The sequence below is a fragment of the Streptomyces lasiicapitis genome, assembly GCF_014646335.1.
GTDB classification, from domain to species: domain Bacteria; phylum Actinomycetota; class Actinomycetes; order Streptomycetales; family Streptomycetaceae; genus Streptomyces; species Streptomyces lasiicapitis.
Map to the genome: position 1 here is coordinate 617,469 of NZ_BMNG01000004.1, position 15,563 is coordinate 633,031.

Below are 15,563 nucleotides of genomic sequence, written 5' to 3' on the forward strand. Positions count from 1 at the left end.
CAGCCTAGGCGTCGACCCTCGCCACCAGCAGACAGGCGTCGTCCTCCCGTGGGGCCACGCCGAACTCCTCGACAGCGACGCGCACGCAGTCCTGTGCCGCTTTCGCCTCGGCGAAGCGCGGTGCCAGGGCGAGCAGCCGGTTCGTCGCGGCCTCTCGGGAACGCCGCGGCACCAGACCGTCGGTGTGCAGCAACAGCAGGTCACCGGGGCGCAGTTGTTCCTCGGCCTGTTCGTAGCTGGCGCCGGACGTCGCGCCGAGGAGCACTCCGTCCGGTGGCGTCAGCGCGCGCCCCGTCCCGTCGCGGAACAGCAGCGGGGCGGGGTGGCCCGCCTGCGCCCAGGTCAGGGTGCGGTCGGCGGCGTCGTACAGACAGCACACGGCGCTGCCGAGCGCGGGCTGCACGGAGGCGTCGAGGAGCTGGTTGAGCCAGCCCATGAGGCGGCCGGGCCGGGTGCCCGTGACGGCCATGCCGCGCAGCGCGCCGAGCAGCATCGCCATGCCCGAGGTCACCGTGACGCCGTGGCCTGTGAGGTCGCCGACGCTCAACAAAGTGCGGCCGTCCGCCAGTTCGAGCGCGTCGTACCAGTCGCCGCCGATCAGCGCGGTCGACGACGACGGCAGGTAGTGCGCGGCGAGGTCGAGGCTCGCGGGTCCGCCGTGCGGGAACCGCAGGGAGCCGCGCCACGGTGGCAGCACGGCTTCCTGCAGTTCGACCGCGAGCCGGTGCTCGGTCTGCGCGAGGTGCCGCTGGCGCTGCAGCGAGTCACGGGTCTCGCGCACCACCCGCTGGCTGCGGCGCAGTTCGCTGACGTCCCGCAGCACCGCCCACATGGAGGCGGTGGAGCCGTCGGCCGCGAGCACGGGCTCGCCCATCATGTGCACCTGCCGTACGCCGCCGTCGGCGCGCACGACGCGGAACTCGCCGTCGATCGGCTTGCCGTCGACCAGGCAGTCCGTGACCATCGCCGTCAGCGTCGGCTGGTCGTCGGGGTGGATCAGGGAGGGCAGCTCGTCGAGGGAGAGCGGCGGTGTGGCCGGGTCGCGGCCGACGATGTGGTACAGCTCGGCGGACCAGCTCGCCTCGTCCGTCAGCAGGTTCCACTCGGCGCTGCCGACCCGGCTGAGCAGCGAGCCGCGCTGCGGCTCCGTCCGCGCGGTGGAGGCGGTGGCGGAGGTGGTGTGGGGGTGCGGCGGGCCGTCCCGCAGTTGCGCCAAGTGGCCGTGCAGGTCATTGAGTTGATGAACCGCCAGGTCGCAGAGCGCGCGCTGCCAGCGGCCAGCGGGGTCGCCGTGGTCGGCTCCTGTCTCGCGGCGCACCGCGTCGACCTCGCCGCGCAGTCTGCGGGCCTGTGAGATGAGCGCGTCGACCGCGCCGTGCTCGTGCGACCGGTCGGGGCGGCCTTCGAACACATGGGACGGCATGGGGTGCTCCGTGGGTGATGCGGTGCGACCGGGCTTGCTGTGGGGATCGCCGGTCATGGCTCCTCGACCGGTAGCGGCGTGGCGTTCGTACTGGCCTTCGTGCGTCGCGTACGTGACTTCCCTTTGTGACGTGCGTGACGTGTGCGATGGCGCCCGTACTGACTTCAGTAACAACTCTTCGACCGGTAACGACTCTGGCACAGCGGGCCCACGCCCGTAAGGGATTTGGCAACACCCGATGCGGTGGTGCTTTTGACATATGCCCCCGTCCTTCGAGGCCGGTCGAGCGGCTGTGCGAGTCCGCTGGGGCTCAGGCGACGACGACGTGTTCGGTCACTTGCCCGGGGAAGACCCGGCCGCGCCCCTCCGGGGGCCGGTCCACGACCACCGCGACACCCCGCGCGGCCAGCCGCTCCACGGTGCCGATCAAGTGCTGGTCGAAGACGTTCGTCTCGACCGGGGCGAGCACGATGCGGGCGCCCTGGTGCCCTGCCCACACCAGACCCTGGACGAGCCAGGACACCGCGCCGTGCCCGCCGGGCCCGAGCACCCGCACGGACAGGAAGCGGACGTTCGGCCCGGCGCCGGGAAAGGAGTCGAGTGTCCCGCAGGCGTACGCGGTGCAGTCCGCGACGCCGTCGGCGGCGTCACCGGGGGTGCCGGGGATGTCCTCGGTGAAGTCCGCGGCGGCCACGAGGCGGTGCCGGACGGCGGGGTGGTGCGGGTCGAGGCCGCTGCCCAGGACGGCGACGAGGACGGTCCCGTCAAGGGTGGTCCGGGTGGTCTCGTCGGGGGTGGAGCTGGGGGCGGGGCTGTGAGGGCCGTCGCCGGGGGTGGTGCCGGAGGTGGCTTCGGGACCGGCTCCGGGGTCGAGCGTGGGTTCGGCCGTGGGCATGGCGCCCGCCGCGGCCGCCTCGCGTGCCGCGTGCGCGCCCGCGGCCGTGAACCGCACCTGCGCCGCCCGCAGCCGGTCCAGCATGTCCGCCAGATGCCCCTGGAGCCGGCAGCCGTCGGGCAGGGGCACGTCCAGGAACGGCAGGTCACGCGCCCGGTGCGCCAGCGCCCGCCCGCGGCCCTCGTCCTCGCCCGCGACCCGCAGGAGCGGCGCAAGCGCCTGGTCCACCGCGGCCTGCGCCGCTGTGTCTTCGGTGTACATGGCGTTCTCGGCGTTCTTGGCGTCCCGCGCGTGCAGCACGGCGACCGTGAGCAGCGTGTCCACGTTGGCCAGCCAGTCCTCCGGATCATGGCCGCGTACGTTGCCGTCGTTGACGCCGTCCTCGCGGTCGAGCGCCTTCTGCACGTCCTCCCGCGCGCCGTCGACGTCACCTCGGGCGAGCCGGATCGCGGCGTGACCCACGCCGATCTGCGGGGACATGAGGGTGGTGAAGGACCCGCGGCCCGAGGCCCGGTCGCGGATGTGCGCGGCGTACTCCATGGCGGCGGTGAGCGTCGCGTCGGCGCGGTCGAGGTCACCGGCCGCGATCCAGGCGTACGCCTCATGGGCGAGCGCGACCTCCTTGCGCCGCCGCCCGGCCCGCTCCCACAGTCGCGCCGCGGCCGCGAACTCCCCGGCGGCGACCCGGTGTTCGCCGGTGCGCAGCCGCAGCAGGCCCGTCGCCTCATGGATCTCGGCCGCGGCGTGTCCACCCACCGCCCGCAGCCGCGCGGCGAGCGGGGCCATGCGCCGGGCGAGCCCTGCCGCCTCGTCCGCTCCGGCGTACAGCAGGACCCGCGTCACGGCGTCGCGCACGCCCACTGCCAGGGCCGGCGCCTCACGCTCCGGTACGGGCGCGCACGTGCCGGAACGCAGGGTGGCCAGGAGCGTGGTGTGGGCCGGGGCGTGCGGGCGTCGCGGGTCGGCCGCGAAGCCGAGCAGGGCCTCCTGAGCCGCCCGGTCGCCGCTTCGCATCAGCGCGCGCACGGCTTCGGGGTGGAAGCGTTCGGCGCTGGTGTCCAGGACGGCGGCGGCGCGGGCGTACGCGCGCAGCAGGCGCCGCGCCCGGCGCGGGTTCCCGCCGAAGAAGGCGCTGACGGCCTGGTTGAACCGGGCGCACGCCAAGGTGGGATCGAGCTCGGCCAGGCGTGCGCAGGCCCGCTCGGCCTTGGCGAACTCGTCGCGGTAGAAGGCGCGGGCCGCGCACGACTGGAGCGAGACGAGGTGGCGCGGCGCGAGCCGGGCCGCCGCCGTGAAGTCGTCGACCTCGCCGGGGTGTCCCGTGCTCTCCCGCAGGACGCCGCGCAGCGCGAGCGCGTCCGCGTCGTCGGGCCGCGCCGCGAGCGCGGCGGCGAGCAGCGGCCCCGCCTCGGCCTCCCGCCCCGTCCGGAGCAGCAGGACCTGGGCGAGCCGCACCAGCGCGTCCGGGTCGCCGGGTGCGCGCGCGAGCAGTTCGCGCGCCAACTCCTCGGCCCTGTCGATCTGTTGGCGTCCGAGCGCGACGCGGACACGGATGTCGGACGCGGCACGGGCGGTTTCGGGGTACGTCTGCGCCTGGCGGGCGTAGGCGTCGGCGAGGTCGAGGAACCCCGCGTCGAGGAAGAGTCCGGCGTAGCGCACGCGGAACTGCGGCAGCGGCAGCGGAGCGAGGTCGGGAAAGCTGGCCAGGGGTCCGCGCTGGGCGACGGCGAGGCCGCCCCCGGCCCCGGTGGCCGAGCGGAACGTACGCTCGTCGACGACCCCGATGGAGAGCACGGACGGGCACTCCGCCGGCCACCAGCGGGCGCTGCGGCCGCGGTTGCCGGAGGTGGCCACGAAGTTGCCGAGGAGCCCCTTGGCGGCCACGAACGCCTCGACGGCCTCCTCGACCCGCCGCGCGTGGTCCGGGTAGGAGGTCAGATCGATGCCGCCCGCCATGAACACGAGGCCGACGTCGAGGGGAAGCAGGAGTTCGAGCGCGGCGAGCAGGTCCTCCACGCCGATCAGCCCGCCGGGCCCGCGGAACGCCTTCACGGAGACGATCCGGCAGCCCGGCTCGGCCAGCACCTGCCGGATGGCCTGCACCGTGCCGTGCCCGCAGACGTCCTGCGGGCCCTCGCCGGTCACGTCGAGCGGCGGGCAGGCGAGCCGGCCGCTGAGCAGCGGATGGTCGGCGAGCACACCGGAGTCGATGACGGCCACGTCGGCGGAGCGGAAGAAGTGCAGCGGCATGAGCGGGCAGGGGAAGGGCATGAACGCGCTGGTCCGCTGCAGCTCGGGGGAGTCGGGCCAGTCCGCGCGGGCCTTGCGCCGGCGGCTGTCGGCGCTCTGTATCTGGTGGGCGAGATTGGCGTACGTGGGTACCAGGTGGGCGCCCGTGTCGGGGTCGCGTACCAGGTGCAGGGCGAGGGAGGTGCTGTGCAGGCCGGGGGCGGGCGGCGGCGTCGTGGCGTCCTTGGCGAGGTCGGCGCGGAGCCGGGACAGGAGGGCGGCGGTGTCTTCGAGGTCCGGCACGGCCGTCACCTGGGGGATCCTTCGCCGTCGCCGTGGGTGCTCGCGGTCCCGGCGTCGCTGTCGTCCTGGAGGACGGCGATTCTGGCGGGCGGTGCGAGGCGCAGGTCGAGCCGTCCGATGTCCAGGCTGTGCCGCCCGTCGAGCAGGAGCCGGATCACGGCACTGCCCGTCACGGGGGACTCCGCGCCGATGGCGAGCGGAATCATCAAGGACTCACCGGCGGCGACGTGATGGCCCACCGGGTGCCGGTAGCCGACCGTGCCGTGGCGCAGGCGGAGTTGGACGACCTCCATGCGCTCGAAGGCGGAGTGCGGCTCGCCGGTCACGTCGAGGACCGCGGTGGCCACGGACGGGTGGGCGGTGATGCGGCGGACCAGCTCCTCCAGTTCGGCGGGGGCGGCGGGCCGTGCCGTCGCGTACCGCACCGCGTCCTCGTCGGACCGCTCGGCGACCAGGCTGAACGCGGCGGCGAGCGTCGTGCGGGCCGACTCGTCGTGGCCCGCGTGGAAGGTGACGACGATGCGCGGTGCGGGCGCGGTCGGCGGCGCGCCGTCCGGTGCGCGTCCGCCGTCCGTCGCCAACGTGCCGAAGGCCAGCTCGACTTGGTTGATGCTGACGGTGCGCTCACGAGTGTTGGTGACGTCGATGCGCAGCTCGGGCTGGGTGGAGGCACCTGGCACCGAACCGCGCGGATAGGCGGCGAGGGACTCCGTGGGCTCGACGCGGTAGCGGTTCCTGCCGTGGTGGGTGATGCGGTAGTACGGCGTGTCGGCGAGCCACAGTCGGGCCGCCACGCCGGGTCTCCGGTCCCGGGCCAGCTTCAGCCACGCGACGGCTCCGGCGCCGGCCGCGATGAGCGCGGCGAGCAGGACGAGGACCTCGACGACGACAGGGCTCTGAGCCGACATGGTCCCCCCGGATCATCTGGATCATCAGCGCGCCCCGAAGGCGGCCGCCTGCCGCAGGCCGGCGTCGCAGGCCGGCGTCGGGGGCCGCCTCGAAACTTCGTGGATCGAAGGTAGCGGGTCAGAGAGCTCGATCACCACACTTCGGGCATTCGGCGGGGAACGGGAGTCATGGGGTATCTCCGCTAAGTACGCTGAAACGACCGGGGTGTTGAGGGGTGTGCCTGGGTGTTGAGGGGGCGTACGGATATGGACCTTCCGCATGGCGAGCCGTCCCGTGGTCCTTTGCCTGACGGCCTCTCACGTGACGACCTCTCACATGACGTCCTGGACGTGCTGCTGGCCGGTGCGCTCCCTCCGGAGCGGAGTGCCGGGGCAGCAGCCCGTCCCGCGGCACCCCTCCTCGCGGCGGCCCGCTCCCTCGCCGCCGGAGAGCCCCGGCGCGCCCTGCGCCTCCTGGAGCGGGTCGACGGCCCGGCCCCGGCCGCCGACATCGCCGCCGCGCTGCGTACGGCGGCGCACACCCTCGACCTCAACTGGTCGCCGGGCGGCGGGGGCGCCGTCCTGTCCGACGGGGACGAGGAGCTCCTGAGCGCCCGACCGCCCGAGCCGTCCGATCCCGGTGCCCGACTGGTCGTGTTCGTCGCCACGCGCCTCCTGCCGCGTATCCAGAACGCGCGCTCCATCGCGGAGAACTCCCGTATCAGCGACGATGGTTGGGCCGCTGTGCAGGTGCTCCAGGATCTCGAACGTCTCGGGGGCGAGCTGGGCGGGGGCGCCGGAGGTCCGCAGGTGCGGCGGCTGCGGGCGCACGTCCAGTTCGCGGTGGCCGACGTGGCGGGCAGGGCCGGACGCGACGAGGACGTACGGACCGCTGTCGCCCGGTGTCGTGAGGGTGCCGAAGACGATCCTTGGCTGCTCGCGCGGATGCGGCTGTTCGAAGGGGACGTGGCTCTGACACCGGGCTCTCACCCCGAGCTCCTGGGCCTGCGGCTCGGTCCGCTCGGGACCATGGGGCAGGCCGGGCCGCAGGCCCCGGGGCCCACGGCCACCGCCCCCGCCCCGGAGCCGCCGCCCGACCCCGCCGCGGCCGAAGCCCACTACGCGGCCGCCGACGCCCTCTACTCCCGCCTGTCCAGCCCGCACGGCCTGGCCCAAGTAGCTGTCAGGCGCGCCCACTTGGCGCGGACGCGCGGTGACCGGGCGGGCCGTGCGCGAGAACTGGAGTGGGCCGAGACCCTGGCCGCGCGGGCGCGCGCGGGTGCCCTGAAGGTGACCGTCACCACGCACCGCCTCCTCGACGGGCTCGCTGACGGCGAGGACGCGTACCGCCGCGCACTCACCTGGATGGCCAAGTGGAGCCTCCGCGAGGGCAGTTCCAGTTTCGTACGCGGAGTGGTCCGCCTCTTCCTCGCGTACGCGGCAGCGCGGCAGCGGGACGGGCAGACCCTGGCCGCCCTGCGCTGCCTGCGCGCCGCCCGGTACCTCGCCGCCCGCAGTGTGCCGTCCGTGGAGGGGGAGTTGACGGACCGCGCCTACCTCGACCTGGTGGACCGCCTGAACTTCCGGCAGGCGTCCGCCGTACTGCTCGCGGCGGACACCGCCCACGCCACGGCGGCTCTGGCCCGGCCCGGCGCCGACGAGTACACCTGGGTGCGCGCCGCCGACCTTGCGCTGTCGCTGGACCGTGCGGTGGAGGCGCTCGCCGACCCGGATCTGAAGGCCGTCGCCGAGGCCCGGCTCGGTGAACTCGACGCCGAGGCAGGGAGGTTGGCCGGTGCGTGGCGGCCCGCGGCCGAGGCCGTCGACGCCGTACGCGAGAGCTTGCGGCGGGCTCCGGGCCAACTGCTGCGCCACCGGGGCCGCCGAGCCCTGGAGGCGGGCTTCACACACAACGGACGTGCGCTGCTCCAGCAGGCCCTCGACCTCGCGGGCGACGACGTGCTCCTGCGGATCTCACTGCTATACGACCTCGAACGGCAGGACGAGGCCCACGCCCTGGCGACCGCCCTCAACGCGGCCGGCGCGCTGCACCCCGACCAGGCGGTCAGCCTGTTCCTGCGCCTCGGCGACCCGGGGACGGCGCGCGAGGCCCAGAGCCTGCTCGACCGGATCGGGTGGCCCACCTCCACGGACAGGCCCTGGGAAGACATCGCACGCCGAGCGGAACTCGCCGAGGCCGAGGGCGACCACACCAAGGCGATCGACCTGAGCGAGGACGCCGTGGCCCGCTTCGAGCGGTGGTCGGACCTGCTCGTGCGGGACGTACTGCGGACCTCGATGACGGACGACGTGACGGTGGCGGCGATGTACCACATCGCGGCGCGCGCCTACCTCTGCCGGGCGGAGGAGGGCGGGGGTGGTGCGCGTCGAGGGGGCGGCGGGGTCGGCCGGGGTGCCGGCCTCGGCGCTGACCCCGGCGCCGACCTGGCCCGTGCCTTCGACCTCTCCGACCGCTGCCGCGGCATCGCCGCCGACATGCTGACCTCCCTCGACGAGCTGCCCCCAGGCCCGCCGCTCGACGCGGCCCGCCGCTGGCTGCGGGCAGGCTCGGCGTGGGCCGCCGCGTACGAGGGCCTCGTCGGCGCCGTCACCGTCAACCCCGCGCGCACCCCCACCTCCGCGCGCCTGCGTCACACCGTGCTCGCCCCCGAGGACGAACTGGAAGCCGCCGACGCCCAAGTGGCCGTGCATGCACCGCAGTTGCTGCGCAGCCGCACGCGGTCGCGGAGGCCACGCGGCACCCGCCTCGACGCCGTGCGCGCCGCGCTCCCCGACGACGCCCTGCTCCTCATGTACGAGACGTTCGACGACGACCTGCTGATCTGGGCGGTCGAGGGCCGCGGCGACGCACTCCACGTACGCCGCACCATCCACCACCGTCGCCTCGCAGGCATCGTGCGGCGCTTCCACACCGCGTGCGCGACCGGTACCCCCGCCGGCGCGGTGGCGGCCGAGCTGTCCGGGTGGCTCCTGGAGCCGGTGGCCGACGAGGTCCGGCGCCATCGGCGGCTGTACGTCGTGCCGCACCGCGCGCTCGGCCTGGTGCCGTTCGCCGCGCTGCCCCTGGACGACGGGCCGCTGGGGGAGCGGCGTGTGATCTCCCAGCTGCCGTCGGCGGCCCTCGTCACCCGGCCCGGCGGCGGTCGGCCGCCGCGCCTCGACGCCTCCGCGCTGCTCGTCGGCGACCCCGAGTACGCGCCGGACCGGGGGCTCGCCCCACTGCCCGGGACGGCGACGGAGGTGACGGCGATCGGCCGGCTGCTCCACGCCGAGCCGCTCCTCGGCCCCGCCGCGACCGGCGCCGCCGTGTCCGCAGCCGCGCCGGGCCGCGCCGTCCTCCACCTCGCCACCCACGGCGTGCTCGACGAGCGCGGCCCCCACCGCAGCTACGTCGCCCTGGCCGGCCGGGACCGGCTGACCGTCGGCGACCTCACGGGCCTCGACCTCGCCGCCGACCTCGTCGTGCTCTCCGCCTGCCACACCGGCCGCGGCACCGCGACGGCCGGAGGTGACGTCGTCGGCCTGGTCCGGGCCGCCGTCGCCGCGGGCGCCCGCCACACCGTCGTGTCGCTGTGGCCCGTCGACGACGAGTCGGGGGCCGTACTCATGACGTACTTCTACGAGGCGCTGCGCGAGCCCGGAACGCCGGTCGCGGAGGCGCTCGCGGTGGCGCAGGGCCGGGTCCGCGCGCTGGGCGCCCAGGGGCGCGCGGCGGCGTACGAGGAACTGCGCGAGGCCACCGGGGGCCGCGCCGCCGCCATCGGCGCGCGGGACGGCCGCCCACCCGCCGACCTCGCCGACGACACCGGTCAACTCCCGTACCACTGGGCACCGTTCATCCACGTGGGGGCGTGAAGCACCCGCGCGCGGAGCTGCGTTCCGCGGGGTGACCGGGGGAGGCGCGCGTGTCATCCTGGCCCGTACGGCGCGCGTCACCGGGGGGTGCGATGCGTAAACGGGCCCTGCTCATCGGCAGCCAGACCGGCGGGTTGCGCGGCGTACACGCCGATGTCGCGCTCATGGCCGACACTCTCGGCGCCTTCGGCTTCGAGGTCACCCGCGCGACCGCCGAGCGCGCCACGAGGCGCGGCATCATCGACGCGTACCGCACGCTCATCGACGCCACCCGCCCCGGTGACGCGGCCGTCGTGTACTACTCGGGCCACGGCGGCATGGCGCGCCGCCCGAGGACTGCGCCCGAGAGCCCCGCGCGCATCCAGTACCTGTGCCCCACCGACATCGACGAGAGCGGTGAACGCACGGGATTCCGTGGCCTGTTGGCGGATGAACTGAGCCTTCTCCAGTACGAGTTGAGCGCGCGTACCGCCAACGTCACGACCATCATCGACAGCTGTCATTCCGCCCGGATGGCGCGTTACGGGCGGGAGGTGCCCAAGGCGCGCGCGTGGGCGGACGAAGCCGAATGGGCGACCGTGCACGCGGCGTGGCAGGCCGCAGTGCGGGACGCTCCTTCGCCCGCCGACCGGACCGGTGAGTCGAACCCGTCCGTCGTACGGCTCGTGGCCTGCGGGCCCGACGCCATCGCGTTCGAGATGCCCGGTCTGGAAGGCGGCCGTACGCACGGGCTGTTCACCGCGACCCTGGCCCGACTGCTGCGGCAGCCCGGCGCCGGGCACCTGACCTGGCGCGGCCTCATGGAGAGGGTGCGGCCCGCGGTCATGGACGCGATGCCGCTGCAGCGCCCCGAGGCCGAAGGCCCCGCGGACCGGCGACTGTTCGAGGAGACCGAGCAAGTGGTGACGGGCGTGCTGCCCGTGCTGGTCGAGCGGAATGTGGCGTGGCTGAGCGCCGCCGGGCCCTTCGGAATCGGCGTCGGCGACCAGTACGCGCTCGTCGCCCCGGGCGGCGATCCCGCCGAACCTCAGGCCACCGCAGTCGTCGACCAACTGCACGCGGGCGCGGCCCGGTTGCGCCTCGCGGACGGTTCCGCCGCCACGCTGCCTCCGGGGGTCGAGGCCCACCCCCTCCAGGTCGGCCTCGGCCGACGCCCCGTCGCGATCGTGCCGCAGGACCACCGCGACCGCGCCCGCGTGTCCGACGCCCTGGCCGCCGGAGCCCAACTGCGCATCGCCCGGCACGACGAACCCGCCCTCGCCACCGTCGCCCTCGAACCCCACGGACTCCGGCTTCGCGACGCCGGAGGCGAACCCCTGCGGGCCGCGACCGTCCCCCTCTCCGGAGCCTCGCTCGCCGCCCTCGCCCAGGACCTCCGCCGCCTCGCCCGCGCGGCCCACCTGCGTGCCCTGGAGTCCGGCTCCGGCGCCGAAGCGCTGCCCGACGACGTCGGGTTCAGTTATGCGCTGCTGCACGCGGACGGCTCCACCACCCCCCTGGCCGCGAGCGGAGAGCACCTGTTCAACGGCGACCAGGTGGTCGTACGCATCCACAATCACGGCCGCGACCACCGCTACGTCTCCGTCTTCGACATCGGCCTGCGCGGCGCCGTCGAACCGCTCACCACGACCGAGCCCTCCGGCATCGAGATCGAACCCGGCGGCCACTACGAGCTGTTCCGGCTCCCCGGCAGCCACCGCCTCGCCGGAGTCGAACTCTTCTGGCCCGACGACCTGCCCCGAGGCGCCCCACGCCCCGAGTCGTTCGTCGCCGTCGTCACCGACCGCCCCCAGGACCTCACCCGCCTCGCCCAGCGCGGCACCGCCCGCCGCACACCCGGCGGCTCCCCCCTCCAGCGTCTGGCCGACGACATCGTGACCGGCGTCCGCGACGCCCGCAGACCGGACTACGTGGAACCGGCCGTGCGCTACCGCGTGGCGCGCTGCGACTTCCACCTGCACCCCGGCCGCCGCCCGGGTCCGGAGCCCGCGTTCGCGGTGGACGAGCGGCCCGACCCGACGTTCCTGCTCGTGCCGCCGCATGCCGCTGGGCCGGTGCCGCGCCGCCTGGCCGTGCGGCTGCGCGAAGCGGTCGCGTACGACGGCGGGGTGCCGCGCCCCGCCGCCCTGCGCGTCGACTGCCTCGCCGTCACCCGTACCGAGGGCGCCGTCCCGTACCGCGCCACGACGCACCGCATCGCCGCTTCGAGTCCCGGAACACCGCTCCCGCCGGACGGCCTGCCCCTGTATTCGGGCCCGGTGCGGGGCGCCGTCGACCTGGCACTGTGGGTCTCGCGCGAGGAAGGCGAAGGCCCGGACCTGGAGCGGTTGTTGGCCGCCGCGGCGGAACGGGCCGACGAGGCCGACCGTACGTACGGAATCGACCGGACGTATAGAAATGACCGGCTGCACGGGGCCGACAAGGCGCTCGGCGTGGAGATCCACGAAGCCGTGGCGCTGCTCACCACGCCCGCCGGTGCTGGTGCCGGTGCCGTGGACGCGGTCGCGGCCCTCGTCCGTGCCGCCGCCGCGCTCCTGGACCGCGCCGGTGCGAGCACCGGCGCGTACCGCACCACGCTGCTGCCGTACGAGCGGTACGCGGTGGGCGACGGCGCCGCCCGGCACCCGGCCGACGGGCTGCTGCGGGCCGGGGAGCTGTCGTTCGCGTACGAAGTCGTCGACACCGGCCGGGCCGGGGGCGGCGCGGACGGGGAGCAGCGGAGGCAGCCATGACGTACCAGCAGCGGATCGACCGGCGGCGGCCCGGGTGCTTCCTGTTCCTGGTCGACCAGTCGGGCACCATGTACGAGCCGATCGGCGGGAGCGCGCAGGTCCGCAAGGGACAGGCGCTCAGCGACACCGTCAACGACGTGCTGTACGCCGTGCTCATCGAGTGCACCAAGGACGTGCGCGAGGAGGAGCCCCGGCACTACTTCGACATCGGCGTCATCGGCTACGGCGGCCCCGACATGGTGGTGCCCCTCGTCGGCGGTGGTCGCGACCTACTGGTTCCCAGCGCCCAACTCCCGCGCCACGCAAGGGTGGAGACCCGGGAGAAGCTCCAGTGGGACGGCGCGGGCTACCGCTCGGTGAGCCGCCGCACCATGGTGTGGCTGGACCCGGTGTGGCAGGGGTCGACGCCGATGTGCGGTGCGCTGCAGCACGCCCACCGGGTGCTGAAACGCTGGGTGTCACGGCACCGCGACTCCTTCCCGCCGATCGTGCTGCACGTCACCGACGGCATGGCCACCGACGGCGACCCGCGCCGCCCCGCGGCCCGGCTGCGCAAACTCCGCACCGCCGACGGGAACTTGCTGCTGTTCAACCTGCACCTGTCGGCGCGCGGCGAGGATGCCGTGTACTTCCCGGCCGAGACGGCGAAGAGCACCGACCCCGCGACCGCGCTGCTGTACGAGATGTCCAGCGAACTGCCCGCCAATCTGGTCGAGGAGGCGGGTTACGCGGGCCGGATCGCCCCCGGTGCCCGCGGCTTCGTCTACAACGCGGACGTGCCCGAGCTGGTCGACTTCATGCGGATCGGCACGGCAACGACGAGCCGGGTACGGGCCGGGTGACTGCTGACGGACCGCCCCCGCCCCCGCCCCCGCCCCCGCCCCCGCCTCCGGCGCTCGGCAGGCGCCTGGTGCTGACGGCTTCGGTCCTGTCCGTGCCGAAGTCGGCCGGTGAGCCGAGCGAGGACGCCGCTGCCCTCGATCTGGCGCGGGGGCGCATCGCGGTCTGTGACGGCGCGTCACGCGCGCTCGCGTCCGGGCCGTGGGCGCGGTGTCTGGCGGACCGCTTCGTGGCTGCTCCGCCCGACGACTTCGGTGAGGAGGCGCTCGCGTGCTGGGTGCGCGCTGCCGCGGAGGAGTGGTCCGCGGGCATACGGCTGCCCGCGGAGGCGCCGCCGTACCTGTCGGACGCGGTGGCGCGGGGCAGCTTCGCGACGCTGCTCGGTGTCGTGGTGGAGGCCGCACCACCTGGCGCCGGGAGCGTGTGGTGGCGGGCCGTGGCCGTGGGCGACACGTGCCTGGTGGCCCTGCGGGCGGGCGCTGTCGTCCGGTCCTTTCCACTGGACGGACCGGAACAGTTCACGTCCGCTCCTGCCCTGGTGCCGACGTCGGCGGGGGCGCTGCCGGGTGCCTTGAGCACTGCTGATGTGACGTCCGGGGCGTGCGGCGTGGGTGATGTGCTCCTTGTGATGACGGACGCGCTGGCCCGCTGGGCACTTGGGCGGGCCGCGCGTGGGGGTGAGGTGTGGCGATTCCTTACGGAGGTGGCGCCGGGGGATTTTGAGGGGGAGGTGCGTTTGCTTTGGCGGCGGGGGGAGTTGGAGGTGGATGATGTGACGTTGGTGCGGTGTGGGGTTGTGGTGGGGGTGTAGTGGGGGCAGGAGGCGGGGCGAGAGCGACGGGGTATCGGCACGGGCACGGCACACAGCGCCCAAGTGCTCGAAGCACTGGGACGAGTCCGTCACCGGGGTTCTGACCGCCAGGGTCCAGCGCGGGCGGCCCGGCTATATTCCATGCGTGGACGACGATCACGCACAACTCCTCGCGGGCCGCTACCGGTTGAGCCGACTGCTCGGCCAGGGTGGGATGGGCGCCGTCTGGCAGGCCCACGATGAGCAGTTGGGGCGGGACGTCGCTGTCAAGGAGTTGCAGTTGCCCGAGCATCTGGGCGAGGCCGAGCGGCAGAACTGGATCGGCCGCCTCGACCGTGAGGCCCGCGCCGCCGCACGGCTGAAGCATCCGGGGATCATCACCGTTCATGACCGGATATCCGGCCTCGACGGACGGCCCTGGATCGTCATGGAACTGGTGGACGGCGGGTCCCTGGCCGACCTCATCGAGGCACAAGGCGCGCTCACGCCCCAGCGGGCAGCCGATATCGGGCGGCAAGTGGCGGCTGCGCTCGGTGCCGCGCACCGGATGGGGATCACTCACCGGGACATCAAGCCCGCCAACATCCTCCTCGAAGAGGACCGGGTCGTCCTGACCGACTTCGGGATCGCCGCCCTTGAAGGCGACGCCACCCTCACCGCCACCGGCATGATCATGGGCACGCCCGCGTTCATGGCGCCCGAGCAGGTCCGGGGCCTGCCCGCGACGGCCGAGTCCGACCTCTGGTCCCTGGGCGCGACGCTGTACGCCGCCGTGGAGGGCCACGCCCCGTTCGCCGGGACGGCCCCGAGCGCGGTCCTGGTCGCCGTCGCGACGGAGCCGCCGATTCCGGCCGTGCGGGCGGGGGTGCTCGGCCCCGTGCTCGACGGGCTGCTGCACAAGGATCCAGCGGCGCGCCTGACCATGGATCAGCTGCAGGCCCAGTTGAACGGCGCGGCAGCGCCAACTCCCGCCATGGCAGCCCCCGTTGTGCTCGCACCTCCCACGATGCCGGCGTGGAGCCCCGCCGTGCGGGCGCCGCAGGTCGCGGCGGAGCCCACCGTCGGGCCGCGGCCCGCACCGCGCCGACGTGTCTCGCCGTGGGCCAAGTTGGGCGCGACGATGCTGGTGATCGCGCTGGTCTCGTATGCCGGGTACTTCCTTGACAAGGGGGGCGGCGACAACAGCACGTACGAGGCCAACCGGACTGTGGCCGACGCCCTCACGGTCCCCACGGGATTCTCCGGGCCGACCACGACCCGCGTCGACCAAGACCAGGCACAAGTGACGTACACGTGGCCCGACCCGTGCGTCAAACACTGCGCCGACCAGGTCCTCCTGGTCGAAGAGTGGATGAAGCGGCAGGCGGGCGTAGCCCGGGTCGACACCCTCGGGGCCGAACGCGGCGGCTGCCTCAACGACGAGCACGGCTGCCCCATCCTGATCGAGCAGACGCCGTCGTACAAAGAGCCGACCCTGCAGAGCGCCGCAGTCCAGACGGAGGGCGACCGGCTCTCCTTCCGGGTCCAAGTGGGCCGATAGCCGCCGGCCCAGCGCTGAAGGAGACCG

The 15,563-nt window shown here is 74.3% G+C and carries 8 protein-coding genes; 5 read left to right on the top strand and 3 right to left on the bottom strand.

What is annotated here, in order from left to right:
• Window positions 1-4: 4 nt before the first annotated feature.
• From IEY91_RS11390 to IEY91_RS11400, 3 genes are all read right to left on the bottom strand, one after another.
• Window positions 5-1,423 (bottom strand): PP2C family protein-serine/threonine phosphatase, encoded by a 1,419-nt coding sequence (locus IEY91_RS11390; RefSeq protein ID WP_189173821.1) that lies wholly within the window; start codon window positions 1,421-1,423, stop codon window positions 5-7.
• 310 nt (window positions 1,424-1,733) lie between these two features.
• A complete protein-coding gene (locus tag IEY91_RS11395; protein ID WP_189173822.1) occupies window positions 1,734-4,859 on the bottom strand; it encodes a tetratricopeptide repeat protein in 3,126 nt (1,041 codons plus the stop codon).
• A complete protein-coding gene (locus IEY91_RS11400; RefSeq protein ID WP_189173823.1) occupies window positions 4,856-5,758 on the bottom strand; it encodes a hypothetical protein in 903 nt (300 codons plus the stop codon). Before IEY91_RS11400 ends, IEY91_RS11395 begins: the two co-directional genes overlap by 4 nt.
• A gap of 246 nt (window positions 5,759-6,004) precedes the next feature.
• On the opposite strand from IEY91_RS11400, the gene IEY91_RS11405 reads away from it, so the two are divergent.
• From IEY91_RS11405 to IEY91_RS11425, 5 genes are all read left to right on the top strand, one after another.
• Window positions 6,005-9,613 carry a CHAT domain-containing protein gene (locus IEY91_RS11405; protein WP_189173824.1) on the top strand — a complete coding sequence of 1,203 codons (3,609 nt, stop codon included), beginning with the start codon at window positions 6,005-6,007 and terminating at the stop codon, window positions 9,611-9,613.
• A gap of 92 nt (window positions 9,614-9,705) precedes the next feature.
• The gene (locus tag IEY91_RS11410) at window positions 9,706-12,345 is read left to right on the top strand and encodes a caspase family protein (RefSeq protein ID WP_189173825.1); all 2,640 of its coding nucleotides are present in this window, start codon (window positions 9,706-9,708) and stop codon (window positions 12,343-12,345) included.
• Entirely contained in the window at window positions 12,342-13,187 is an 846-nt protein-coding gene (locus IEY91_RS11415; protein WP_189173826.1) for a vWA domain-containing protein, read from the top strand. Before IEY91_RS11410 ends, IEY91_RS11415 begins: the two co-directional genes overlap by 4 nt.
• On the top strand, window positions 13,184-13,996 hold the full coding sequence (locus IEY91_RS11420; RefSeq protein ID WP_189173827.1) for a hypothetical protein: 813 nt from the start codon (window positions 13,184-13,186) through the stop codon (window positions 13,994-13,996). The genes IEY91_RS11415 and IEY91_RS11420 overlap by 4 nt, the downstream gene beginning before the upstream one ends.
• A gap of 145 nt (window positions 13,997-14,141) precedes the next feature.
• On the top strand, window positions 14,142-15,536 hold the full coding sequence (locus IEY91_RS11425) for a serine/threonine-protein kinase (protein WP_229696868.1): 1,395 nt from the start codon (window positions 14,142-14,144) through the stop codon (window positions 15,534-15,536).
• Window positions 15,537-15,563: the final 27 nt, after the last annotated feature.